The 23712-nt window shown below is 74.1% G+C and carries 22 protein-coding genes and 1 tRNA gene; 14 read left to right on the top strand and 9 right to left on the bottom strand.

Annotation, left to right across the window (positions count from 1 at the left end; all coding sequences use genetic code 11):
- Positions 1-100 precede the first annotated feature (100 nt).
- Both ACN6LD_RS15740 and ACN6LD_RS15735 read right to left on the bottom strand, forming a co-directional pair.
- Positions 101-1471 (bottom strand): sensor histidine kinase, encoded by a 1371-nt coding sequence (locus ACN6LD_RS15740; RefSeq protein ID WP_445043492.1) that lies wholly within the window; start codon positions 1469-1471, stop codon positions 101-103.
- A complete protein-coding gene (locus ACN6LD_RS15735) occupies positions 1468-2187 on the bottom strand; it encodes a response regulator transcription factor (protein WP_319192438.1) in 720 nt (239 codons plus the stop codon). Before ACN6LD_RS15735 ends, ACN6LD_RS15740 begins: the two co-directional genes overlap by 4 nt.
- 142 nt (positions 2188-2329) lie before the next feature.
- Between ACN6LD_RS15735 and ACN6LD_RS15730 the strand changes: the two genes are divergently transcribed.
- Positions 2330-2869: a hypothetical protein gene (locus ACN6LD_RS15730; RefSeq protein ID WP_445043491.1), complete on the top strand. Its 540-nt coding sequence runs from the start codon at positions 2330-2332 to the stop codon at positions 2867-2869.
- A gap of 73 nt (positions 2870-2942) precedes the next feature.
- Here ACN6LD_RS15730 and ACN6LD_RS15725 read toward each other — a convergent pair whose 3' ends face one another.
- Together ACN6LD_RS15725 and ACN6LD_RS15720 are read right to left on the bottom strand one after the other, a co-directional pair.
- Positions 2943-3809: a spermidine synthase gene (locus ACN6LD_RS15725; RefSeq protein ID WP_319192441.1), complete on the bottom strand. Its 867-nt coding sequence runs from the start codon at positions 3807-3809 to the stop codon at positions 2943-2945.
- A 98-nt stretch (positions 3810-3907) separates the two neighbouring features.
- Entirely contained in the window at positions 3908-4297 is a 390-nt protein-coding gene (locus tag ACN6LD_RS15720) for a hypothetical protein (RefSeq protein ID WP_319192443.1), read from the bottom strand.
- A gap of 256 nt (positions 4298-4553) precedes the next feature.
- Here ACN6LD_RS15720 and ACN6LD_RS15715 point away from each other — a divergent pair, with 256 nt between their 5' ends.
- Positions 4554-6014 (top strand): tetratricopeptide repeat protein, encoded by a 1461-nt coding sequence (locus tag ACN6LD_RS15715; protein ID WP_319192445.1) that lies wholly within the window; start codon positions 4554-4556, stop codon positions 6012-6014.
- A 110-nt stretch (positions 6015-6124) separates the two neighbouring features.
- Here ACN6LD_RS15715 and ACN6LD_RS15710 read toward each other — a convergent pair whose 3' ends face one another.
- Positions 6125-6718, bottom strand: coding sequence for a histidine phosphatase family protein (locus ACN6LD_RS15710; protein ID WP_319192447.1), 594 nt, complete (start codon positions 6716-6718; stop codon positions 6125-6127).
- A gap of 246 nt (positions 6719-6964) precedes the next feature.
- Between ACN6LD_RS15710 and ACN6LD_RS15705 the strand changes: the two genes are divergently transcribed.
- From ACN6LD_RS15705 to ACN6LD_RS15675, 7 genes are all read left to right on the top strand, one after another.
- Positions 6965-7930 carry a phosphatase PAP2 family protein gene (locus ACN6LD_RS15705; protein WP_319192449.1) on the top strand — a complete coding sequence of 322 codons (966 nt, stop codon included), beginning with the start codon at positions 6965-6967 and terminating at the stop codon, positions 7928-7930.
- A complete protein-coding gene (locus tag ACN6LD_RS15700; RefSeq protein WP_415924912.1) occupies positions 7827-9029 on the top strand; it encodes a hypothetical protein in 1203 nt (400 codons plus the stop codon). The genes ACN6LD_RS15705 and ACN6LD_RS15700 overlap by 104 nt, the downstream gene beginning before the upstream one ends.
- A complete protein-coding gene (locus tag ACN6LD_RS15695) occupies positions 9020-10609 on the top strand; it encodes a hypothetical protein (protein ID WP_445043490.1) in 1590 nt (529 codons plus the stop codon). Before ACN6LD_RS15700 ends, ACN6LD_RS15695 begins: the two co-directional genes overlap by 10 nt.
- Positions 10606-11946 (top strand): AAA family ATPase, encoded by a 1341-nt coding sequence (locus ACN6LD_RS15690; protein WP_319192452.1) that lies wholly within the window; start codon positions 10606-10608, stop codon positions 11944-11946. The genes ACN6LD_RS15695 and ACN6LD_RS15690 overlap by 4 nt, the downstream gene beginning before the upstream one ends.
- 82 nt (positions 11947-12028) lie before the next feature.
- Positions 12029-12397, top strand: a complete 369-nt coding sequence (locus ACN6LD_RS15685; RefSeq protein ID WP_266718082.1) for a hypothetical protein — start codon at positions 12029-12031, stop codon at positions 12395-12397.
- A 271-nt stretch (positions 12398-12668) separates the two neighbouring features.
- On the top strand, positions 12669-13256 hold the full coding sequence (locus tag ACN6LD_RS15680) for a bifunctional DNA primase/polymerase (protein WP_319192455.1): 588 nt from the start codon (positions 12669-12671) through the stop codon (positions 13254-13256).
- Positions 13247-13320, top strand: a tRNA-Lys gene (locus ACN6LD_RS15675). Before ACN6LD_RS15680 ends, ACN6LD_RS15675 begins: the two co-directional genes overlap by 10 nt.
- A 52-nt stretch (positions 13321-13372) precedes the next feature.
- Here ACN6LD_RS15675 and ACN6LD_RS15670 read toward each other — a convergent pair.
- Positions 13373-14854 carry a M6 family metalloprotease domain-containing protein gene (locus ACN6LD_RS15670; RefSeq protein ID WP_445043489.1) on the bottom strand — a complete coding sequence of 494 codons (1482 nt, stop codon included), beginning with the start codon at positions 14852-14854 and terminating at the stop codon, positions 13373-13375.
- A gap of 315 nt (positions 14855-15169) precedes the next feature.
- Here ACN6LD_RS15670 and ACN6LD_RS15665 point away from each other — a divergent pair, with 315 nt between their 5' ends.
- Entirely contained in the window at positions 15170-17017 is a 1848-nt protein-coding gene (locus tag ACN6LD_RS15665; RefSeq protein WP_319192456.1) for a putative bifunctional diguanylate cyclase/phosphodiesterase, read from the top strand.
- Here the strand turns inward: ACN6LD_RS15665 and ACN6LD_RS15660 are convergent.
- Together ACN6LD_RS15660 and ACN6LD_RS15655 are read right to left on the bottom strand one after the other, a co-directional pair.
- On the bottom strand, positions 16996-18069 hold the full coding sequence (locus tag ACN6LD_RS15660) for an LLM class flavin-dependent oxidoreductase (protein ID WP_319192469.1): 1074 nt from the start codon (positions 18067-18069) through the stop codon (positions 16996-16998). The genes ACN6LD_RS15665 and ACN6LD_RS15660 overlap by 22 nt on opposite strands.
- Positions 18070-18333: 264 nt before the next feature.
- Positions 18334-19065, bottom strand: coding sequence for a maleate cis-trans isomerase family protein (locus ACN6LD_RS15655; RefSeq protein ID WP_319192458.1), 732 nt, complete (start codon positions 19063-19065; stop codon positions 18334-18336).
- Between the two features lie 417 nt (positions 19066-19482).
- Between ACN6LD_RS15655 and ACN6LD_RS15650 the strand changes: the two genes are divergently transcribed.
- Positions 19483-20469: a D-2-hydroxyacid dehydrogenase gene (locus ACN6LD_RS15650; protein ID WP_445043488.1), complete on the top strand. Its 987-nt coding sequence runs from the start codon at positions 19483-19485 to the stop codon at positions 20467-20469.
- A gap of 83 nt (positions 20470-20552) precedes the next feature.
- Here ACN6LD_RS15650 and ACN6LD_RS15645 read toward each other — a convergent pair whose 3' ends face one another.
- Complete coding sequence (locus tag ACN6LD_RS15645) at positions 20553-21050, bottom strand: cupin domain-containing protein (protein WP_445043487.1); 498 nt, start codon at positions 21048-21050, stop codon at positions 20553-20555.
- Positions 21051-21357: 307 nt separating this feature from the next.
- Here ACN6LD_RS15645 and ehuB point away from each other — a divergent pair, with 307 nt between their 5' ends.
- Genes ehuB through ehuD form a run of 3 tightly spaced genes read left to right on the top strand, consistent with a single transcriptional unit; the run spans position 21358 to position 23671 of the window.
- The gene (ehuB, locus tag ACN6LD_RS15640; protein ID WP_319192464.1) at positions 21358-22284 is read left to right on the top strand and encodes an ectoine/hydroxyectoine ABC transporter substrate-binding protein EhuB; all 927 of its coding nucleotides are present in this window, start codon (positions 21358-21360) and stop codon (positions 22282-22284) included.
- Entirely contained in the window at positions 22284-23027 is a 744-nt protein-coding gene (gene ehuC / locus ACN6LD_RS15635; protein ID WP_445043486.1) for an ectoine/hydroxyectoine ABC transporter permease subunit EhuC, read from the top strand. Before ehuB ends, ehuC begins: the two co-directional genes overlap by 1 nt.
- Positions 23024-23671 (top strand): ectoine/hydroxyectoine ABC transporter permease subunit EhuD, encoded by a 648-nt coding sequence (ehuD, locus tag ACN6LD_RS15630; RefSeq protein WP_445043485.1) that lies wholly within the window; start codon positions 23024-23026, stop codon positions 23669-23671. The genes ehuC and ehuD overlap by 4 nt, the downstream gene beginning before the upstream one ends.
- The last annotated feature ends 41 nt before the right edge of the window (positions 23672-23712 follow it).

Here is a 23712-nt window from a genome sequence, read left to right as displayed (position 1 = left end):
CCCTCTGCGTGACGGGCGGCGGCGCACTGCCTGCAGGCGGCGAACGCCTCGGAGAACGTCCGGCCCGCGGCCGGGGGTCCGGCCCGGGCGTCGGCCGTCGTCACCGGAGCGCGGTCCGTCTTCGTCTGCGGACGGTGCCTCGGTGGCCCTTGCGGGCCGGCCGGCGGTCGGTCGACTGGATCCAGAGGCGGACCTCCGTGCCGCCCAGCACCGAGGAGCCGATACGGACGTCGCCGCCCGTGGACTCGGCGAGCCGGCGGACGATGTCCAGGCCGAGACCGGTGGAGCCGGCGGTCCCGGACCCCCGGCCGCGGGCCATCGCCTTGACCGGGTCGGGGATGCCCGGGCCGGCGTCGGAGACCAGGACGATCACCGCGTCCTCGGCGTTGTGGACGTCGACCGCGAAGGCGGTGCCCTGCGGGGTGTGGCGGAAGACGTTGCCGAGGAGCGCGTCCAGGGCGGCCGCGAGGTCGGAGCGGGCCACGGGGATGCGGACCGGGCGGTCGACGCCGGCGGTGCGCACCTTGCGGCCCTCGTCCTCCGCGAGCGCCGACCAGAACTCCATCCGTTCCCGGACCACCTCCGCTGCGTCGCAGCCCGCGCCGGGACCTGCGGCCGCCGTCTGCGGCTTGGCCTCCCGCGCGGTGCGGATGATGGCGTCCACCTCGCGTTCCAGCTGGGCGACGGCCGCGCGGGTCTGCTCGGCGGCCGGGGAGTCGCCGAGGGAGGCCGCGTTGAGCCGGAGCACCGTCAGCGGGGTCCGCAGACGGTGGGACAGGTCCGCCGCCAACTCCCGTTCGTTCGCCAGCAGTCGGACGACCTGATCGGCCATCGAGTTGAACGCCACGGCGGCGAGGCGCAGTTCGCTCGGCCCCTCCTCCGGCACCCTCGCCCCCAGCTTCCCCTCCCCCAGCTCGTGCGCCCCCTCGACGAGCCGCCTGGCCGGCTGCACCATCCGCACGCCCAGCCGGTCGGCGACCGCTACCGACCCGACGACCAGCGCGGCCCCGACCGCCGCCAGCACGGCCCAGGCGGTGGCGACGCCGTTGCTCACCTCGGACTCCGGGACGTACACCTCGATCACCGCTGTTCCCAGGCTCAGCGCGACCGGCTGGAGCAGCACGGAACCGCCGGGGACCTCCGCCATGGACGCCCGGCCCAGCTTCCGCACCGCCGCGACGTCGGCGGCGTCCGCGCGCTGCCGGCCGAGGTCGACGGCGGCGCGGCCCTCCCCTGCCGGCAGGTGCACCGCCATCCCGTCGTCGGACCCCGCCGCGGCCACCACCCGCTCCAGCTGATCGCGGTCGGTGGTGATGGACAGCGCCGGGACGACGACCGCGGCCACCCGCTCCGCGTTGGAGAACGCCCGGTCCCGGGCCATCTCCTTGACGACGAGCCCCAGCGGGACCGCGAAGGCGATCACGACCATCGTGGTGACCGCCAGACACACCTTGACCAGTGCCCACCTCATCGCGGCGGCTCCGATCCCCCGGGGCCGCAGGCGGGCGGCTCCAGCTTCACGCCGACGCCGCGCAGCGTGTGCAGATAGCGCGGCCGCGCCGCCGTCTCGCCCAGCTTGCGCCGCAGCCAGGACAGATGGACGTCGATGGTCTGGTCGTCGCCGTAGGCCTGCTGCCACACCTCGGCCAGCAGTTCCCGGCGCGCCACCACGACGCCTGGCCGGCCGGCCAGGAACGCCAGCAGGTCGAACTCGCGGCGGGTCAGGTCGAGCCGCACGCCGTCCAGCTCGGCCTGACGGCGCAGCGGGTCCACGGTCAGCCCGCCGACCCGCAGGACGGCGGACGGCGCCGCCTCCCCGGCGCCGGCGCGCGAGCGGCGCAGCACGGCCGCCATCCGGGCCGACAGGTGCTCCACCGAGAACGGCTTGGTCAGGTAGTCGTCCGCGCCCGCGTTGAGGAGCCGGACGATCTCCGACTCGTCGTCGCGCGCGGTGGCGATGATGACCGGCACGTCCGTGATGCCGCGCAGCATCTTCAGGGCTTCGGAGCCGTCCAGATCGGGCAGCCCGAGGTCGAGGACGACCACGTCGAAGGAGAAGTGGGCGACCTCGCGCAACGCCTCCAGCGCCGTGCCCACGCTGCGCACCGTGTGCGCGGCGTCGGTCAGATGCCGGATGAGCGCCGAGCGTACGAACTGGTCGTCCTCGACCACGAGCACACTTGCCATGCGCCGCAACCTACGCCATGCGGACGGACGTCATCCGGGCCTGTGGACAACTCGGCGTCTGTGCGGAACCGGTGGGTCCGGGGGGCTCCGCGGACGGAACGACCGGGGACACGGGTGAGGCGCGTGGGGCAAGATGGCGGCGATGCGCAGAGGACTCGTACACGTACTGGCCTGGTCGCTCGCCACGGGCGCGGCGGTCACGCTGTCGTGGTGGGGCGTCCACACGGTGATGGCGGGCACGGCCTACGACCCGCCGCGCGCCCTGCCGCTGGTGGCCGACGCGGCCGTGCGGGAGCCGAAGCCGCCGGCCGCGTCCGCGAGCAGTCCCGGACCGTCGGCCGGTCCTTCGGCCGGTGCGTCCCGCGGGCCGGGCCGCACGCCCGTCGTGCCCACCCCGTCGGACACGGCGACGGCCGGCAGCCCCTCTCCGAGCGGCCCCGGCGCCTCCGGTGCGGCGGGGAGCAGCGTCCGGAGCTACGACACCGACGGCGGGCGGGTCGTGTTCGACCTCGGGAAGACCTCGGCGACGCTGGTCTCGGCCACCCCGGGCGCGGCCTGGTCGATGCAGGTGTGGAAGACCGAGTCGTGGATCCGGGTGGAGTTCAGCTCCGGCGCGGACCGGGTCTCGGTGTTCTGCACCTGGCACGACGGTCCGCCCCGGGTGGAGGTGGGGACGTACTGACGCCGGAACGAAGCCCGGAACGAAGCCCGGACCGTGAGCCGGACCGATCGCCCGCTGCGCGAGGGCGGCCGCGTCAGCGGAACACCGAGGGCGGCGGCGCGGGCGAGGCCACCGCCGACGCGTCCACCACCGCCACCGCGCCTCCGGTGAAGTCGGTCAGCGCCCGGCCGTGCTCGACCCGGCCGGGGTGCGGATCGGAGGCGGCCCGGCGGGTCAGTTCGGCGATCGGCAGCGGCAGGTCGGAGGCGACGAGCACGGCGTTGCCGAACCGCTTGCGCCGCAGCACGGTCGGGTCGGCGACCAGCGCGAGCTCGGGGAACCGGGCGGCGGCGGTGGCGATCTGGCCGCGCAGATGCGCGAGCGGCGGTCCGTCGGCCAGGTTGGCGGCGTAGACCCCGCCGGGCCTCAGCGCCCTGCGGACCTCGTCGAGGAACTCGGTCGAGGTGAGGTGGGCGGGGGTCCTGGCGCCGCTGAACACATCGGCCACGACGAGATCGGCCCATCCGTCCGGCACCTTGGCGAGACCTTCCCGCGCGTCGAGGGACCTGACCCTGATCCGCGCGCCCGGGTCCAACGGCAGTTCCCGGCGCACCAGTCGGACGAGGGCGGCGTCGCGTTCGACGACCTGCTGGGTGGAGCGGGGGCGGGTGGCGGCGACGTACCGGGCGAGGGTGAACGCGCCACCGCCGAGGTGCACGGCGTGCAGGGGCCTGCCGGCCGGGGCGGCGAGGTCGATGACATGTCCGAGGCGCCGCTGGTACTCGAAGGAGAGGTAGCGGGGATCGTCGAGGTCGACGTGCGACTGGGGGGCGCCGTCGATGAGCAGCGTCCAGGCCCGCGCCCGGTCCCGGTCGGGTACGAGCTGCGCGAGTCCGCCGTCGACGGGCTCGACGACGGTGTCGGCGTCCCGCTCGCGCCGGGTGTTCCTGGGCTTTCCCATGACAGCATTTTCGCAGGCCCCGACGGCTTGCCGCGCGGCCGGCGTCCGGAGGGCCGCCCACGGCCCCGGGCCGGGTTCCGCTCCAGGTCGGACACGGCCTAACGGCAGCTGTCCGCCGCCTCGATCAGCCGGGCCGCCTCGCCGAGCGCCCGGCGCAGCACCGCCGGATCGGTCGCGAGGTCCGCCTCGCCGGGGGGCACCAGCCAGTCCGAGCCTTCGACGGGCGGCTCGGGGGCGGGTCTCAGTCCCCGTTCGCCGGTTCTGGTGCAGACGCTGCCCGGCACGTCCCACGCCGCCGCTGTGCCGGGCGGCACCACGAAGCCGAGGGTGGCGCCGCCGCCGTCGTGAAGAACGGGACCCACCCCGTCCCCGGACGCCCCGCGCCGCAGGATGTCCACCGCCTCCAACCCCTGCCGGGTCCCCACCGTCACCAGGTCGCATGCCTCCACCGACGGCATACGACGATCGTTGCTCTGACTGGTCTCCATTCCGGCCTCCACCGCACAGCCCGCCTGTAGTCCACAAGGCTCAACGCGTCACGGCGTCAAGGGCTACGGCGGAAGTCCGCCGCAAAGGATGGCAGTTCATGGCAGATCGCGGATGAGATATCCGTTTTGTAGCCAAACACCGCATGGCGGCCCGACCACAGCAGGTACGTTCTTGCCCGCCGGGAACAAGGGTGCCACTCGGACAACTCACCCCTGGTCCGGCATGGTTCGACGGTTCGCACGAGAGGACCCGGCCATGGCGTCGTCAACGGTGACCCCAGCTCGGCCCGACCGGCCGGCACGGCCCAACTCCGTCTTCCGGCAGCTGCGCGGACAGCGCTCGCCGGCCGAGTTCGCCGCGCTCGTACGGCGGGCCGCGCGCGAGATCGGCGAGCGGGTCAGCTGCGACGCGCGCTACATCGGGCGGGTCGAGGCGGGCGAGATCCGCTGCCCCAACTACGCCTACGAGCGGGTGTTCCTGCACATGTTCCCCGGCCGCACACTCGCCGATCTGGGGTTCGCGCCCCGCTCGTCCGTACGCGGCCGAGGGGCGCGCGGAGCCGAGGACGCCCCCCGCGCTCACCCCGCGGAACCGGCGCTCGCCACCGGTGACGAGCGGCACACGGATGAGACGCGCCGGGCGCACGAGCCGTATGAAACGCAGGACCCGTACGACATGCACCACGACCACGAGGAGAGCGACGTGCTGCGTCGCGCATTCATGACCGGCGGAGGCGCCACCATGGCCGCCGCCACCCTGGGCCCCTTCGTCCTCGCCCACGGCGCTTCGGCGGCGGCCCGCCGGAGCCGTCGCGCGGGATCGAGCGAGGCGGGCGCACTCGAAGAAGCGGTCCGCAGAATCCGGCTGCTGGACGACCGGCACGGGGCCGACGGCCTCTACCGGCGCGCGGCCGCTCCGCTGCGCGCCGCCTTCGCGCTGCTGGACGCCGGGACCACCCGTCAGACGACGGCCGACCGGCTCCACTCGGGCGCCGGGGAGCTCGCCATCTCGGTGGGCTGGCTGGCGCACGACTCGGGCCGGTTCGACGACGCGCGCTCGCACTACGCCGAGGCCCTGGCGACCGCCCGGGTGACCGGGGACGACGCGCTGGAGGCGCACGCCTTCTGCAACACGGCGTTCCTCGCTCGGGACGCGGGCCGCCCCCGCGAGGCCGTCCGCGCCGCCCAGGCCGCCCAGCGCGTCGCCCGCCCGCTGGGCTCGCCCCGGCTGATGTCGCTGCTGGCGCTGCGCGAGGCGGGCGGCTGGGCGGGGCTCGCCGACCGGACCGGCTGCGAGCAGGCGCTCGTCCGCGCACAGGCCCTCTACGACCGCGGCCGCTGCGACCACGACCCCGAGTGGATGAGCTTCTACGGCGAGGCCGAGCTGGAGGGGCTCACGGCGCAGTGCTGGTCAGCGCTCGGCGACTGGCCGCGCGCGGCCCGGCACGCGAGACGGGCCGCGGACCTCCAGGACCCGCACTTCACCCGGAACATCGCCCTGTACACGGCCGAGCTGGCCGACGACCTCGCGCGCGGGGGACGTCCCGACGAGGCCGCGGTGGCCGGACTGCGGGTTCTGGATCTGCTGGAGCAGGTCCAGTCGTCACGGATCCAGACCATGCTGGCGGGGACGGCGCGGGTGCTGCTGCCGCACCGGAGGGCGGGCGGCGTCTCCGCGTTCCTCGAGCGGCACGCCTCGACGCCGCGGACGGTGTGAGCCGCGGTCTCGCGGGCCGCGACCCGGGCCGCGCGTCCCTGCCCCCGTACTGCTGCCCTGGCCCGCCCCGCCTCCGCGCACGCCTCCGGGCACGCGGTCCGTGCCCGGGGTCAGACGAGGTGACCGAGGTCGTTCCAGCTCTCGATCGCCGGCTCGCCGTAGGCCCAGCCCAGGATCGACACCGACGTCGGGTTCAGACGGATCCGCGCCGCGAAGTCCAGCGGCAGACCCAGCCAGCGTGCCCCGATGGAGCGGAGGATGTGCCCGTGGGCGAAGACCAGCACGTCCCGGTCGGCCGAACGGGCCCAGGCGACGACCTCGTCCGCGCGGGCCGTCACCTCGTCCAGGGTCTCCCCCTCGGGGACGCCGTCGCGCCAGATGAGCCACCCGGGCCGGACGGCCTGGATCTCCGCGGGGGTCATCCCCTCGTAGGCGCCGTAGTGCCACTCCATCAGGGTGTCCCAGACCCCGGCCCGCTCGCCGAAGCCTGCGAGCGCGCACGTCTCCCGCGCGCGGACCAGCGGGCTGGTGCGTATCTCGGCGTCGGCGAGGCCGTCGAAGGGCGGCCGGTGCAGCCGCTCCCCCAGCAGCTCGGCGCCCCGGCGGCCCTCCTCCAGGAGGGGCACGTCGGTCCTGCCGGTGTGCTTGCCGGACAGCGACCACTCCGTCTGTCCGTGCCGGGCCAGCAGAATGCGCGGTGCCATGGGGGACCTTTCCGGGAGAACCCTGGGAAGGACCAGGGAGGAAATCGGGGGCGGATCCCCTCCATCATCGCTCACCCTGAACAGGGGCAACCCGGCGGGCGATCTCAGCGTCTTTGAGATCCGGGGCCCCCCGCGAGGGGCGCGTCCGCCCGCCGTAAAGTGGCACGTCCCGCGCCACCGGCGCCGCGGCGACCGGACCGACACCGGACAGCGACCGGACAGCGACCAGAAGGGGGAGGCGATCGGATGCCGCAGACCGAGACACCAGGCACCGAGGCGGCCCCGCGGACACGGCTGCGCTGGTGGACCGAGCTGCCCCTGCTGGTGCTGGTGTACCTCTGCTACTCGGCGGGCCGGCTGCTCGCGCGCGGCGACGTCTCCACCGCCGTCGACCACGGCCTGGCGATCCTGCGCGTGGAGAAGGTCTTCTACCTCAACGCCGAACACCCGCTGAACCGCCTGTTCACGGCCCACGCCTGGATCGGCGTGCCGGCCGACTTCTGGTACGCGTCGCTGCACTACCTGGTCACACCCGCGATCCTGGTCTGGCTGTTCCGGTCGCGGACGCTGCACTACCGGGCGGCCCGCACCTGGCTGATGGCGTCCACCTTCATCGGTCTCATCGGCTTCACGCTGATGCCCACCTGCCCGCCGCGGCTGCTGTCGGCCGGGCACGGTTTCGTGGACACGATGGCCCAGTACAGCTCGTACGGCTGGTGGGGCGGCGAGGCCAGCGCGCCGCGCGGCATGGGCGGCATGACCAACCAGTACGCGGCCATGCCGAGCCTGCACGTGGGCTGGGCCCTGTGGTGCGGTGTGATGCTGTGGCGCCACGGCAACACGCGCCTGACGAAGACGGCGGCCGTCGTCTACCCGCTGGTGACCACGCTCGTGGTGATGGGCACCGCCAACCACTACTTCCTCGACGCGGCCGCAGGCGCGGCCGTGATGGGCGTCGGACTGCTGCTGGCGCCGTGGGCGATGCGCGCCGCGGACCGGGCCCGGGCGTGGTTCGCCTCCCGCGTCCCGGCGCTCGCCCCGGCTCTCCCGGCGGACTCTCCCGCCCCTTCGGCCTCGGTTGTCAGTGGCGGATGCCAGACTTCCCCGGGTGAGCGAATTCCACGGCAGCGCGAGTCACGGCTCCGCCCCGGAGTCGAACCGGACGCCACCCCCTCGGAAGCGGGGGACGGCGCTCCGGCAGCGGCTCGCTGAGCTGCGCGGCCCCGACACACCGGCCAAGGCGCTGGACGCCCGCGCCCTCGCCGCGCTCGCCGCGAACCCGGGCTGCAAGCGGCGCGCCATCCTCGACGGCGCCGGTGTCGACAAGGCGGCCCTGGCGGGCGCGCTGGGTTCGCCGTCGGCCTTCGGCCAGTCCCAGTTCGCCCTCACCCGAGGCAACGCCTTCGAGGCGAAGGTGAAGGCGGACGGCGGCGCGGAACTGCTGCGGCTGGTGCACGAACGGCTGGACCCCGCCGCGCCGCCGCCCTCCGGCGCGGCCGTTCCCGACCTGTCCGCGATCGGCCCCGAGGGCCGCACCGCCCGCACGGCGCTGGCGCTGCGCGAAGCAGCGGCGTCCGCGGCGGAAGCCGCCGACGCGGGCCGGGCCGGCGGCTGGACGCTCCTCGACCACCCGATGATCGCCCTCGACGTGGCGGGCTCCGCCGCCTTCCTCGAGCCCGACGCGGTGGTGGTCCACCCGGACGGCAGCTGGACGGTCGTGGAGATCAAGTCCTTCCCGATGCTGGACGGCGCGGCGGACCCCGCGAAGGTCGGCGCCGCCGCCCGGCAGGCCGCCGTGTACGTGCTGGCCCTCGAAGAGGTCGCCGCCCGCCTGGAGCCCGCCCCGCGCGTGCGCCACCGGGTGCTCCTGGTCTGCCCCAAGGACTTCTCCAACCTGCCCACCGCGTCCGCCGTGGACGTGCGCAAGCAGCGCGCCGTCACCCGCCGCCAGCTCGCGCGCCTCACCCGGATCCAGGAGATCGCCGACGCCCTGCCCGACGGCGTCTGCTTCTCCCCCGAGCTGCCCGCCGAGCAGCTCACGGAGGCCGTCGAGGCGGTCCCCGCCGCGTACGCACCCGAGTGCCTGGCCGCCTGCGAGCTCGCGTTCCACTGCCGCGACCGCTCCCGCGCGGCCGGTGCGGTCACCGCGCTGGGCCGGTCGGTGCGGGCCGAGCTGGGCGGGCTGAGCGCCGTCGAGGACGTCCTGGCGGCGGCCCGCGGCGAGGCCGGCGATCCCCGGGACCCGGCCGTCGCCGCGCTGCGCCGGGCCGCGGAGCTGCGCCGGGAGGCCCTGGGGGCGATGTGTCCCTGATCACCGCCCTGGCCCGGCTGGAGGCCGTCGCCACCGGCCGCGCCCAGCCCGCCGCCACCGTCCGGCACCGGCGGCTGTCCGAGCGCCCGCTGGTGTTCGTGCCGCTGACCACCGCCGGTGAGGCCGGCGCCCCGCTGGGCGCGCTGGTCGGCACCGACCGGGACGCGCCGCGGCTGCTGGTCGTGCCGCAGCCGCGCGACCGCGACCTGCGGTTCGCGTTCCTCGCCGAACTGGCCGACGTGGTCCTGCCCTACCTCGACTCCTACGCCGACGACGTGGAGGCCGCCGAGCGGGCCGAGACCGACCCGGAGACCGGCAAGCGCGTCAAGGTCGAGGTCGAGCTGTGCGCCGACGCGCCCCAGCTGATCGTGCCGAGCCGCGCGGGCGTCGACCTCGTGCGCCTGCTGGGCCGCTCCATGCGCTTTCGGCGGACGGCAGAGCAGGACCCCGAGACGCCGCATCCCGCACCCCCGCGGGTGCCGCTGCTCGGGCGGTGGCTGACGCACTTCGGGGAGCGGTCCCGGGTGCCCGGCTCCTCGCTGCTGCTGGCCCTCACGGAGGTGCTGGGCCGGCACTGGGCGACCGGGCAGTCCAGCCTGGAGGACCAGCACCTGGGGGCGCTGCTCGCCTGGATCGACCCGCCGCCCGGCGAGAGCGGCGCCGAGGCGGCCCTGCGCGCGGAGCTCGCGCGGGACGCCGACGGGCAGCTGCGGTGCCCGCCGGCCGGCCCCGCCACCGACCCGGCGTTCGACAACAAGCTGCTCGCCCCCGCCATCGAGCGCTACGACCGCGCGCGCACCGCCCTGGCCGCCGCCGAGGACGGTCTCGAGGCCGACGACCGGCTGGGCGCGCTCACCGCCGCCGAGCGGGAGATCCGCGAGCTGGTGCGCAGCCGGACGCTGCCGACCTGGAACGCGGTGTGGGCGGGCCTGGACCTGCTGCGGACGCTGCCCGAAGGCGCGCACGTCGAGGAGCGATGGACGCGCGACCGCTGGTCGTTCACCGGTCACCGCGACCGGGTGGTCGCCGGCGAGCCCCCGCAGCCGCGCCGGGACGACGCGGTCACAGCGGCCAACAAGCTCGCCACGCGCGAACGCGAACAGGCCCGGCTGGAGGCCCAGGAGGCGCTCGACGACCCGCTGGCGATGGCGGGCCGCCGGCTGGCCGGGGAAGCGTTCGCGGGCGAGGTCGTCGACGTCGTCATGGCCTACGGCGAGGGCCGGCGGCCGAGCCCCCGTCCGCTGGTCACCGTACGGACGGACGACCGGCCGCACCTCGCCGAGCGGGCGAAGGCGTACCGGTCGCTGGGCGGGAAGCCACAGGCGGCCGAGTTCGTGGAGCGGGTCGCGGAGGACCTGGTCGTGCTGCGGATCGTCGACAAGATGGGCCGCGGCAAGGAGCCCGAGGCGGGGTCCGTGCCGGAGAAGGGCGACCGGCTCTGCTTCACCCTCTTCGAGCACGAGCAGCGTGGCGGCGCGAAACTGCCCGACCCGGAGGACACCCCGTGGACGCACGGCGGTCCGCCCGGTGAGCAGGCGCCCGAAGCCCCCGACTCCGTCACCCAGGAGGACGTCCTGTGACCGCCGAGGCCGCTCTCGACCCCGGTACCGCCGCCGCCCGCGCCACCGACGCGATCCTGCGCGACACGCTGCACTCCACCGCGCGCGGGGTCGTCGTGGACTCCCCGCCGGGCGCCGGCAAGTCCACGCTCGTCGTCCGGGCGGCGCTCGAACTCGCCGACGCGGGCCGGTCGTTGATGGTGGTCGCGCAGACCAACGCGCAGGTGGACGACCTGGTGCTGCGGCTCGCCGAGAAGAGCCCCGAGCTGCCGGTGGGCCGACTGCACAGCAGTGACGCCGACCCGTACGACAAGGCCCTGGAACGGCTGCCGAACGTGCGGAAGTCGGCGAAGGCGGCGGAGCTGGCCGGGCTGCCCGTGGTGATCTCCACCGCCGCGAAGTGGGCGCATGTGAAGACCGACGAGCCGTGGCGGCACGCGATCGTGGACGAGGCGTACCAGATGCGCTCGGACGGGCTGCTGGCCGTGGCCGGGCTGTTCGAGCGGGCGCTGTTCGTGGGCGACCCCGGGCAGCTGGACCCGTTCTCGATCGTCGGCGGCGAGCAGTGGGCCGGGCTGTCGTACGACCCGTCGGCGTCGGCGGTGAGCACCCTCCTCGCGCACAACCCGGACCTGCCGCAGCACCGGCTGCCGGTGTCCTGGCGGCTCCCGGCGTCGGCCGCGCCGCTGGTCTCCGCCGCGTTCTACCCGTTCACGCCGTTCCGCAGCGGCACCGGGCACGGCGACCGTCGTCTCTCCTTCGCCGTGCCGTCGGACGGCTCCGGCGCCGACCGGGTGATCGACGAGGCGGCGGAGTCCGGCTGGGGCCTGCTGGAGCTGCCCGCCCGCCACACGCCCCGCACCGACCCGGAGGCGGTGCGGGCGGTCGCCATGGTGGTGCGGCGGCTGCTGGACCGGGGCGGCGCGGCCGTCTCGGAGCGCTCCCCCGACCCGACCCCGTTGACGGCCGACCGGGTGGCGGTCGGCACGGCGCACCGCGACCAGGCGGCGGCGGTGCGCGCGGCCCTGGCGGATCTGGGCGTCGGGGAGGTGACGGTGGACACCGCGAACCGGCTGCAGGGCATGGAGTTCGACGTCACGGTGATCCTGCACCCGCTCTCCGGCCGCCCCGACGCCACCGCCTTCCATCTGGAGACCGGCCGGCTGTGCGTTCTCGCCTCCCGCCACCGGCACGCGTGCGTGGTGGTGTGCCGGGCGGGCGTCGGCGACCTGCTGGACGAGTACCCCTCGACGGAACCGGTGCAGCTGGGCGCCCTCGTGAAGTTCCCGGACGGCTGGGAGGCCAACCACGCGGTGCTGGCGCATCTCGGGGAACATCGGGTCGCCTGGACGCCTTGAGACTCCGGGGCCGAATGCCTCTTGCGCCATCGGGGGAGAATGGAAGGCGGTCTGCATCCGAACCGTACGAGGAGGAGAAGACATGGCGGAGCCCACGCCGCGTCGGAACGAACCGCGGCTACGCCCCGCGCCCCTGCTCTTCGAGCCCGCCGAGGCGGCCGGCGACCCTGAGCACTTCTTCGACCTGGAGTCGATAGACGATCCGGGGGCGCTGCTGAGCCGGGCGACGGAGCTGACGCTCGCGTTCCGGGCGGCCGCCGACCGGGCGCTGGAGTTCCAGGCGATGGCGGCGGCGCAGCTCGCCGATCCGCGCCGCTTCGACCGGCTGACGACGGCGGACATCGCCGATCGGGCCGAGTGGACCGAGGACTACGCGAAGAAGATGGTCGAGTTCGGCCGGGATCTGCTGCGGGGCGACGCCGAGGGGCGGGGGCCGGCCGACCCCGGGTGAGGCGTCGTCGGCCGCGTGGGCGAGTGAGGTGAGCCGTGTGACTGGAGCGACCGCTGTGATCGACGTGAGCCGTGTGACTGGCGTGAGCCCTGTGTTCGGCGTGAGCGCTGTGACTGGCGTGAGCCGTCCGAGCTGTGCGCGGCCGGGTGGCGGCACGCGACCTCACCACTGGCATATGCCGGGCGGGCAAGATACTCCCTCCGCGTCCCTCCCGTCCCGATTTCGCGCAACCCTGTGAGACTGCCTGCTCACAGCCGGTAGACCTGTCGGTATGAGCAGCGCATACGACGAAGCCCGCGGCGTCACCCCGGACGGCGCCGCCTGGCTGGCCTCCGCCGGAACGTATCCGCGCAGCACGCTCGCCTTCTGGGAGGAGCGGCCGCAGGCGCCGGTCGTCCTGCCGTGCGGCGCGGTGTTCGACGTCGTCAGCGCGCCGGCGATGTTCGGGCGGGCGATGCTCGACCGGTTGTGGGGCGACGGGCCGGGCTCCGGGCCGGTGGCCGCGTTCCGCGGCCGGACGCTGCTGTTCGCGGCGCCGGGCACGGCCCAGCGGCTGCCCTCGCTGCTGGAGTGGGAGGAGTGGAGCGCCGAAGGCCGCCGGGACGGACGCGCCGCGACCGTGCCGCCGTTGCTGTGCCACGGCACCGGCGACGCGGTGACGGTGCCCGCGCCGACGCCCTCCGATCCGGGGTGCGGCACCCGCTGGATGGTCGCCCCGGACACCCGCCACCCCTGGCTTCCGGGACCCGACATCCTGCTGTGGGCGGCGGTGCGTGCGGCCCGTTCGGCCGTGCGCATATCGATTTCTCCTCCCCCCGACCAGGATGCTAAGGTCTACGACGTCAGCAGGCGCCGCTAGCTCAGTTGGTTAGAGCAGCTGACTCTTAATCAGCGGGTCCGGGGTTCGAGTCCCTGGCGGCGCACGACAGTGAAAGGCCCCTCGCGTGAGCGGGGGGCCTTTTTCGTGCCGTCATCTCACAGCTTCTTCCCGGGGGTGATCGTCAGCGTCCACGCCCCCGAAACCGAGCGGCTCTCCACGTCCACGCGGACGCCTTCGTCCGGGACGGTGAAGCTCTCTCCGAGGGCGACCGGGGCGTCGGCGAGCGGCGGGTAGACGGAGTTCTCCCAGCAGGCCTCGGTGCGCGGGTGGGCGTCGAGCACCTCGACCGGTCCGCGGCCCGACCGGGCGGCGCTGCTCACGCGGTACACGAGGATGCCGGCGCGGCAGGCGGCACGGTCGTTGCCCACCGGGCCCCGCGCCTCGAAGGCGAGCGCGCTGTCGGGGCCGGTGCGGACCACCGCGAGCCTGGCGCCGCCGCCGGGCACGGGTGCCGACCGCACCGGGGCGGGAGCGGGCTGCACCGGGGCCGGAGCCGACCGCACCGGGGCCGGAGCAGGCTGAATCGGGGCGGGAGCGGGCTGAATCGGGGCGGGAGCCGGTGCCCCGAGGGTTCGCGCGGCCGGTTCCCCGAACCCGGAGGCCGGTTTCCCGAAGCCGGAGGCCGGTTCCGCGAAGCCGGAGGCCGGTTCCGCGACGGCTCGTGCGGACGGCGCGCCCGGTCCGGCGCCGACCGGCTCCAGCGTCAGCCGGGTCGGGCCGGGACCCCGCAGGCACAGCACCTGGCGCGGGTCCAGCCAGCCCAGCTTCCACTTGTGCCAGGCGAACAGGTCCGGAGCCAGCCCGAACTGGCTGCCCATCAGGTCCCAGTCGCCGACGTAGGTGTCCCAGTCGCCCTTGCCGTCGACGGGGCGGTGGTAGAGGTCGGGCAGGTCGAAGACATGGCCGGTCTCGTGGGCGAGGACGAGCCGGTCCGGGGGGTGCTTCTCGAACACGGTGACGACCCGGCGGATGTCGACGCCGTCGGCGTGCAGCGGGTCGTCCAGGTTGACGACCTTCGTGGCGTCCGAGTCGACGCCCGGGGCGTCCGGATCGGCCACGAAGTAGACGACGTCGTAGCGGGAGAAGTCGACGTGGGAGTCGGCGGCGGCCAGCGCGTCGTGCAGGTAGGCGGCCCGGCCCTCGGGGCTCCAGTCACGCCGTATGGCGTAGGCGGCGGACGGCTTCGGCATGCGGATCCACTGTTTCAGCGGATGGGAGCGCAGGCTGAATCTGCCGTACGACGCCTGCTCGAAGAAGCGGCTGGTGGCCGGGAAGTGGTCGGCGGCCAGTTCGGCGGGGGAGGTCAGAGGGGTCCAGTCGGGGAAGGACAGGAACACCATCACCGCGTCCAGCGGGCGGGCCGGGCGGGGGTAGGCCGCGTTCCAGGTGTCCAGGCCCTCCGAGTGGTGGGCCGCGGTGCGGGCCAGGGCGCAGGGCTCGGCGGAGAAGGGCTCGGCCACCGAGGGATTGCCGATCAGGGAGGTCGCGGCGAGCGCCGTGAGGGTGGTGAACACGGCCGCGGTGCCGCGCAGTCGGGGGCGCGGGAGCAGGCGCACGGGTCGCGGCAGTCGCGGCACAGAGACCTCCGGGAGCGGTTCACGGGACACCGCAACCCAGACTGTGTGGATTTGTCGTACTACGCCCTGTTTTTCTGCACCAGACGAGTGAGGACGCGGAAAGCGGGCATCACCCCGACACCCCCGGAATTCTCACGGAACGTCACAAGCGGTCGCGGGCCCGCAGAACCGGGCCAGGTGCGGGCAGAAACGATCTGTCAGAAAGGCGGGTTGTTCCGGGACACTGGGCATAGGCTGCGCGGGTCCCCGGGCAGCCTCTATGATCGGCACACTTTCCTGCACGGACAGCGATCGAGTGCACTGCGGGAGCGAGCGGTGAGCGGAACGTCCGAAGGGCCGACGCCCGCGGCAGACCTCGACCGGTCAGCCGTCACAGAGAGTGACATCAACAGTACGAGCGGCGGGCCTGCGGCCTACCGGTCCGTCTTCGCGGCGGCGCCGCTCGCCATGGCCGTCGTCGACGGCGAGGGGCGGATCGTCGACGCCAACGGCGCGCTCGGCGCGCTGCTCGGCGGCGGCAGCGCCCCGCTGGTCGGCCGGGTCGCCTCCGACCTGCTGGACCTGGCCTCCGACGCCCGGATCCGGCACGCCTACCGCGAGGTTCTGCGCGGCAGGCGGGCCAAGCTGCGCTGCACGCGGCGGCTGAAGCAGCCCGACGGGCACGCGCTGTGGGCGCAGGTCACCGTCTCGCCGCTGGAGGCCCAGACGCCGGGGTCGCAGACGCCCGGGGTGCTGCTGTCCGTGGCCGACGTCAGCGCCCACCGCGACCTGCAGGCGCGACTGCGGCACCTGCAGATGCACGACCCGGTGACCCGGCTGGCCAACCGCACGCTGTTCTTCGAGCGGGTGTCGGCCGCGCTGGAGGCGGAGGCGTACGAGCACAGCGGCACCGGCCGGATCGGCCTGTGCTACCTGGACCTGGACGGCTTCAAGGCGGTCAACGACACCCTCGGCCACCGGGTGGGCGACCGTCTGCTGGCGGCCGTCGCCGAGCGGCTGAACGGGTGCGCCGAGGAGGCCGGGCGGACCAGGCCGAGCGTGCCGCTGGTGGCCCGGCTGGGCGGGGACGAGTTCGCCCTGCTGGTGGAGGACTCCACCGGCACCGACCAGCTCGCCGACCTCGCCGAGTCCGTGCTCAAGGCACTCCAGGCCCCCTTCGACCTGGCCGGGCACCGGCTGAACGTGTCCGCGTCGATCGGGGTGGTGGAGCGGGCTGCGGCCGGCACCACCGCGACGGGTCTGATGCAGGCCGCCGACACCACGCTGTACTGGGCGAAGGTGGACGGCAAAGGCCGCTGGACGCTGTTCGACCCGGAGCGCAACGCCCATCTGATGACCCGGCAGGCGCTGGCCTCCACGCTGCGTCCCGCCATCGAGCGCGGCGAGTTCCGGCTCGACTACCAGCCCCTGGTCGGCATGTCGGACGGCCGGCTGCGCGGCGTGGAGGCGCTGGTCCGCTGGGACCACCCGCGGTTCGGGCTGTTGTCGCCGAATCGGTTCGTCGCACTGGCCGAGGAGGACGGCTCGATCGTCCCGCTCGGCCGATGGGTTCTGGCCACCGCCTGCCGTCAGGCACGGCAGTGGCAATTGGACAATCCGGACGATCCGCCGCTGTTCGTCAGCGTCAACGTGGCGGTGCGTCAGGTGTGGGACTCCGACCTGGTGGCGGACGTGGCGGAGATCCTCGCCGAGACCGGGCTCGCGCCGCACCTGCTCCAGCTGGAGCTGACCGAGTCGGCGGTGATGGGCTCGGCGGGACGGCCGTTGCAGGCGTTGCAGGCGCTCAGCGACATGGGCGTGGGCATCGCGATCGACGACTTCGGCACCGGCTACTCCAATCTCGCCTATCTGAGCCGGCTGCCGGTGTCGGTGCTGAAGCTGGACGGCTCCTTCGTGCGCGGCTTCCAGTACGAGAGCGACAAGGAGGGGGCCACCCCGCCGAACCCAGCCGACCAGGTCGTCGTCGAGGCGATGATCGACCTCGCCCACCGGCTGGGGCTGACCGTCACCGCCGAGTGCGTGGAGACGTCCGCGCAGGCGACCCGGCTGCGCAGCATCGGGTGCGACACCGGGCAGGGCTGGCTGTACTCCCGCCCGGTCTCGCCGGACCGCATCTCCGAGCTGCGCGGGACCGCCGAGTCCTACGCGGTCGGCAACCCGTAGGCGTCCGCGACGAGTTCGTACGAGCGCAACCGCAGGGCGCCGCGGTGGGCGTGGCTGGTGAGCATCAGCTCGTCGGCGCCCGTGCGCTTGTGCAGGTCGTCGAGACCGGTGCGGACCTCGTCGGCGGTGCCGTGGATGATGTTCGCCGTCCAGGAGTCGACGAACTCGCGCTCCAGCGGGCCGAGCCGGTGCGCCTCCGCCTCCTCGGGGGACGGGAACAGGCCGGGGCGGCCGCTGCGCAGCCGGACCATGTTGACGCCGGTGGCCAGGACCTGGCGACGGGCCTCGCGCTCGTCGTCGGCGGCGAGCACGGAGACGCCGATCAGCGCGTACGGCTCGGCGAGCACCGCGGACGGCCGGAACGACGCCCGGTACAGGTCGAGGGCCGGCACGGTGTTCTGCGCGGAGAAGTGGTGCGCGAAGGCGAACGGCAGGCCGAGCACTCCGGCCAGACGGGCGCTGAAGCCGGAGGAGCCGAGCAGCCAGATCGACGGCCGGTGCGCCGACTGCACCCCGCCGGGGGACGTGCCCTGGACCGGGCCGGGGATCGCGTGCACCCTGCGGTAGGGATGGCCGTCGGGGAAGTCGTCGTCCAGGAAGCGGGTGAGCTCGGCGAGCTGCTCGGGGAAGTCGTCGGCGCCCTCGTGCAGGGTGGCCGTCCGGCGGAGAGCCGCCGCGGTGCCTCCGTCGGTGCCGGGGGCGCGGCCGAGGCCGAGGTCGACGCGACGGGGCGCCAGCGCCTCCAGGGTGCCGAACTGCTCGGCGATGACGAGGGGCGCGTGGTTGGGCAGCATCACGCCGCCGGAGCCGAGCCGGATGCGGTCGGTGTGGGCGGCGAGATGGGCGAGGATCACCGCGGGCGAGGACGAGGCGACGCCGGGCATCGAGTGGTGCTCGGCGACCCAGTAGCGGTGGAAGCCGCGCGACTCCGCGAACCGTGCGAGGCCGACGCTGGTGCGCAGCGCGTCGGCGGCGGTGCTGCCGGAGCCGACGGTGACCAGGTCCAGTACGGACAGCGGGACCGGGGCGCTGCCCAGTGCCGTGCCGCGGATCCCGTCCCCCGCCGTGAGTCCGTCCCCCGCCGTGGTCCCGTCGACGGACGCCGTCCCGCCTGCCGTCGTCGCGCCGGCCGATTCGGCCTCTGCCGGCGTCTCTTCTGCGGCCACGGGGGTCCTCCTGTCGTCAGCCGTGTGCTGTCCTCGCAGCGCTAACAGGAGGGTGTCCCCGCTTATTCCCGGCCGACCGGCGACCGCCGACCGGCGACCGCGTCACGCGCGTCGTCGGTGCACACGGCACGCCCGCCGCCGTACCGCGCCTCACACCTGCACGACGGGCTCACGGGTGAACAGGGCGCCGAGCCCCGGCGCGTTCACCCGCCGGTCGGTGAGGCGCAGCGCCTCCCACACGGTGACCTGGTTCGCGGTGAGGACCGGCTTGCCGAGCTCCTTCTCCAGCTCCGGCAGGAACGCGGCCGTGTGCAGGGCGGTGCCGGGCAGCAGGACCGCCTGCGCGTCGGGGGAGTCTGCGGCCCGCGCGAGAGCCGACACCTCCGCCTCGCCCCAGGCGGCGACCTCGGCCGCCGTGACGATCCCGGCGCTGTGGACGCCGGTCACCCCGACGCCGCCCGCCCGGAGGAAGTCGGCGAGGAGGGCGGCCACGTCGTCCGGGTAGACCGACGCGACGGCGACGCGTGCGGCCCCGAGCTCCTGGGCCGCCCGCACGAAGGCGAAGGAGGTCGAGGAGGCCGGCGTTCCGGCGCTGGTGGCGAGGGCGCGCACCTGCTCCTGGGCGCCCTGCCAGCCGTGCACGAAGCCGCCGCTGGTGCTCGCCCACACGATCGCCTCGACGCCCGCGAGCCGCAGCTGCCCGACGCCCTCCGCCAGCCGCTCGGTCGCGCCCTTCTGCCGCAGGGCGTCGACCCGGTGGGCGTCCTCGCCGACGCCGGTGTGGGCCAGGTCCAGCCGGACGTCGCTGCCCAGGAGCTGCTCGATGCGGGGGTAGTCGTCCTCGGCCGAGTGGCCCGGGTAGAGGAATCCGAGTGCGGTCATGTCCAGCCTTTCCTGCTGCTCTTCTTCCGGCAGTGCCGGCGGCGGGTCCCGCGGTGGGGGCCGGTTTCCGGCGGTTCGGTGGGCCGCACGCGCGCCGGGACGTCCGGCGGCGCTCCACGGTCCCACCGCCCGGGTACCCAGTCGGCGCAACGCCGCCCACACGGTCACCTGGTTGGCCGAGATGTGCGGTACGGGCGGTGGGGCCGCCGGCCGCGGGCCGCTCCGCCCGCCTCGGCGGGGCGCTCCCCGGGGTCCGCCCACAGAGCGGAGCCCCCGCGGAGCCGGCGGGCAACGGACCTTCGGCGCAGCCGTGTTGACGACGGTGGGTCCGGATGCCAACGTGGTCGATCCGCGCACGTCATCATCCGCGCTCGTCGGAATCCGCGCACGTCGGACGTGCCGGGGAAGGGACACCGGATGGCCGCCGTCCCCCCGTCTCCCGCCGCGCCCCCTCCCCCCGCCGTTCCCACGCTCCTCGTCCTCGACGCCGACCCGCCGCCCCGGCTCGGGCGGCTCACCGGGCGGGTCCGGGTGGTGCACACCGACGAGGCCTCGCTCGCCGAGCGGCTGCCGGCCGCCGACGCCCTGCTGGTCTGGGACTTCACCTCGCACGCGGTGCGCGACGCCTGGCCGGGCGAGGGCCCGCGGCCGCGCTGGGTGCACACGGCGAGCGCGGGCGTGGACCACCTGATGTGTCCCGAACTCACCGCGTCGGACACGGTGGTGACGAACGCGCGCGGCGTCTTCGACGAGCCGATCGCCGAGTACGTCGCCGCACTGGTGCTGGCGATGGCGAAGGACCTGCCCCTGAGCTGGGAGCTCCAGCAGCGGGGCGAGTGGCGGCACCGGGAGGGCCGGCGGGTCGCCGGGACCCGGGCCGTCGTCGTCGGGTCGGGGCCGATCGGGCGGGCCGTCGCCCGCACGCTGAAGGCGCTCGGGATGACCGCGGCGGTCGTCGGACGCGTCCCGCGCACCGGCATCCACGGCCCCGACGACCTGGACCGGCTGCTGGCCCGCGCCGACTGGGTGGTCTCGGCCGCCCCGCTCACCGAGCAGACGCGCGGCATGTTCGACCTCCGGCGGTTCGGCGTGATGCAGCCCTCGGCCCGGTTCGTGAACGTGGGCCGCGGGCAGCTGGTGGTGGAGGAGGCGCTGGTGCAGGCCCTGGAGCGGCGGTGGATCGCCGGCGCCGCCCTGGACGTCCTCACCTCGGAGCCGTTGCCTGCCGACAGCCCGCTGTGGCGGGTGCCGGGGCTGCTGATCTCGCCCCACATGAGCGGGGACACGGTCGGCTGGCGGGACGACCTCGGCGCGCAGTTCGTCGAGCTGTTCGAGCGGTGGGCGGTGGGCCGGCCGTTGCGGAACGTGGTCGACAAGCAGCGCGGATACGTGCCCGGGCACTGACGTCCCGGCACCGCGCCCGCACCCCCGCCGGGGGCTGCTCAGGCGTGGCCCTGGGGCGGCTCAGGCGTGGGTAGGGAGGGGGCTCAGGCGTGGTCCGGGGCCGTCCGGCGCAGCTCGTCGCGCCAGAGCGCGCTGTCGACGTAGTGGTTGTCGTAGCGCTCGGAGCTCGCGCGGATCTCCTCGACGCCCGCCTCGCCGTGGTGCACGCGCTCCAGCAGCCGGTAGTAGTCGAAGCGGTGCAGTCCGGGCGTGAAGAGGACGAGCAGTTCGGCCGTGCTGCCGGGGGCCGGCGCGAAGGCGTGCGGGACGGTCGGCGGGACGGTCAGGAAGTCGCCGCGCTCCAGCGTGCGCACCTCGTCGCCGACCAGGAAGCGCATCCGGCCGTCCAGGACGTAGAACACCTCGGTCGCCCTGGTGTGGAAGTGCGCGGGAGCGCCCGGCGAGCCTTCGGCGAAGGTCGCCTTGTTGGCGGTGAGGGCCTCGCCGGTGGCGTCCGCGTCGGCGAGCAGCGTGATCAGGCTGAGGGCTCCGTCCTGGAGGGTCTCGGCCTGGCCGGAGCGGACGACGAGGGGGCTGCTCATGGGGACTCCCGAAGATCGGTGGGCGGTCCGCGGCTGAGGCCGTCGGACCCGTCACCCATGAATCTAGGCCCTCGAAAGACCCGTCGAACGGTGCATTTCGAGGTCGTTCTCATGGGTCAATCTGCGTCGTCTCCGCGGGCGTCGTCGGCGGCCTTCCCGCGGCTGAGCAGCGAGGGAACCGATGCACCGGCCGCCCGTGCGGTCCGGGTCGGGAGCGCCGACGCGGGGTCCTCCGCGAGGTCCCTCGCGGGGAACGGGGCCGGAAGCGATCCGCATAACCGGCCGGAAGCCGGGTAGCGGCGCGCCCATGGCTCGACCACAAGCACATCGATCAGGAACCGGCCCCCGACCCCACAGAGGACCCAGCCGCCGCTCACTGCTCGCGGCGGCGGTGACGCTGAGCGCCGCCGGCGGTCTGGGGGCGGCCGGCTGCAGCCGCGTCCCGGACGACGGAAAGGTGCTGGGGGGCGGTCTTCTGGACACCCTGCGGAAGCAGGGCTCCGTGAAGATCGGCATCGCCAGCGAGCCGCCTTTCGGGTACGTCGGGGACGACGGACGGGCCACCGGGGAAGCGCCCGCGATCGCGAGGGTGATCTTCAAACGGCTCGGCATCGACGACGTCGAGCCGGTACCGGTGGACTTCGGCGCCCTCATACCGGGCCTCAAGGCGCGGCAGTTCGATGTGGTGTCCGCCGGGATGTACATCAATCCGGTCCGGTGCGAGCAGGTGCTGTTCGCCGACCCGGACTATCTGATGCTGGACTCCTTCATCGTCCGCAAGGGCAATCCGCACGGCATCAGGACGTACGACGACGTCAGGAAGAAGGGGCTCAAGCTCGCCTCCGGGAAGGCGTACGCCCAGATCGACTACGCCAAGGCCGCGGGCATCAAGGACGTACTGGTCCTGCCGGACCAGGTGGCCGGTCTTGACGCGGTGGCCCAGGGCCGGGTGGACGCCTTCGCGGGGACCCGCATCACGGTGAAGTCCGCGGTGGAGAGTTCCGGACGGGTGTCCGCGACCGAGCCGTTCCAGCCCGTGGTGGACGGCGAACCGGCCTACGGCGCGGGCGGCTTCGCCTTCCGGCAGTCCGAGAAGAACCTCCGTGACGCGTTCAACGAGGAACTGCTGAAGCTCAAGAAGGACGACTACCGGGAACTTCTGCGGATCGTCGGCCCCTTCGGCTTCGAGAAGGCCGACATGACGGACCTCACGGCGAAGGAGCTGTGCGGCTGATGATGAGTTCCGAGTTCTTCACCGCCTGGTTCCTGCCGGGCGTCTGGGTCACCGTCCAGGTGACGGTGTACGCGGCGGCCCTCGGGGCGGCCATCTCGTTCGGCATCGGTCTGGCCCGCGGTTCGCGGTACTGGATCGTCCGCTTCCTCGCCGGAACCTACTTCGAGGTCTTCCGGGGCATGTCGGCGCTGGTGCTGATGTTCTGGATGTTCTTCGCGCTGCCCCTGTTCGGCTGGCAGCTGGTGCCCATGTGGGCCGGCGTCAGCGCGCTCGGCCTGACCTACGGCGCGTACGGCTCCGAGATCGTCCGCGGGTCCCTGGCCGCCGTCTCCCCGGCGCAGAAGGAGGCGGGCGTCGCGCTCAACTTCAGCCGTCTGCAGCGGCTGCGCCTGATCGAACTGCCCCAGGCCTGGCCCGAGATGGTGCCGCCGTTCAACAACCTGTTGATCGAGCTGCTGAAGGGCACCGCCCTGGTCTCGGTCATCACCGTGGCCGACATGACGTTCGCCGGCAACCTGGTCCGGCTGGGCACCAACGAGACGACGCCGGTCTACACCCTGCTGCTGGTCCTGTACTTCGTCCTCGCCTTCCTCATCACCCGCGGCATGCGGCTGCTGGAGCGCAGGGCGAAGGCGGGCGTCGGGCAGCGGCCCGAGAAGACCGGCGGGACCACCCGCACGTCCGGCGCCGGCGGCGAACGCCAGCCCGCCGGTGCGCAGTCGGCGGCAGGAGGCACGGCATGAGCTGGGACTGGAACGTCGTGGACGACTTCATGCCGCGGTTCTGGGACGGCGTGCTCGTCACCCTCCAGGCGCTGGCCGTCGGCACGCTGATCGCCTTCGCGCTGGGACTGGTGTGGGCGCTGGCCCAGCGGTCCGGGCGGGCGTGGGTGCGCTGGCCGGTCGTCGCCGTCACGGAGTTCATCCGCAACACGCCGCTGCTGGTGCAGCTGTTCTTCCTCTTCTACGTGGTGCCGAACTTCGGCCCGTCGATGTCGCCGCTCACCACCGGCATCGTCGGCCTCGGACTGCACTACTCCACCTACACCGCGGAGGTCTACCGCGCGGGCATCGACGGCGTGCCCGCCGGCCAGTGGGAGGCGGCCACCGCGCTGAGCCTGTCCAGGGGCCGCACCTGGCGGGTGGTGATCCTCCCGCAGGCGATCCGCCGGGTCGTCCCGCCGCTGGGCAACTACGTCATCGCCATGCTCAAGGACTCTCCGATGATCGCGACCATCGGCGCCTTCGACATGCTCGGCGAGGCCCAGACCTTCAGCAACGAGACCTTCACCACGGAGGCGCTGACCGTCGTGGGCGTGGCGTTCATCGTCATCGCCTACCCCGCCTCCCTTCTCATCCGAGCCCTGGAGCGACGCCTTGTCCGCTGACACCGATCCCGCGCAGACCCTCGAGTCCCTCGCCAACCCGC

This window comes from Streptomyces sp. SAS_272 (genome assembly GCF_052543235.1).
Note: the sequence above shows the minus strand (reverse complement) of the source record. Positions and strands in the feature narration are given on the sequence as shown.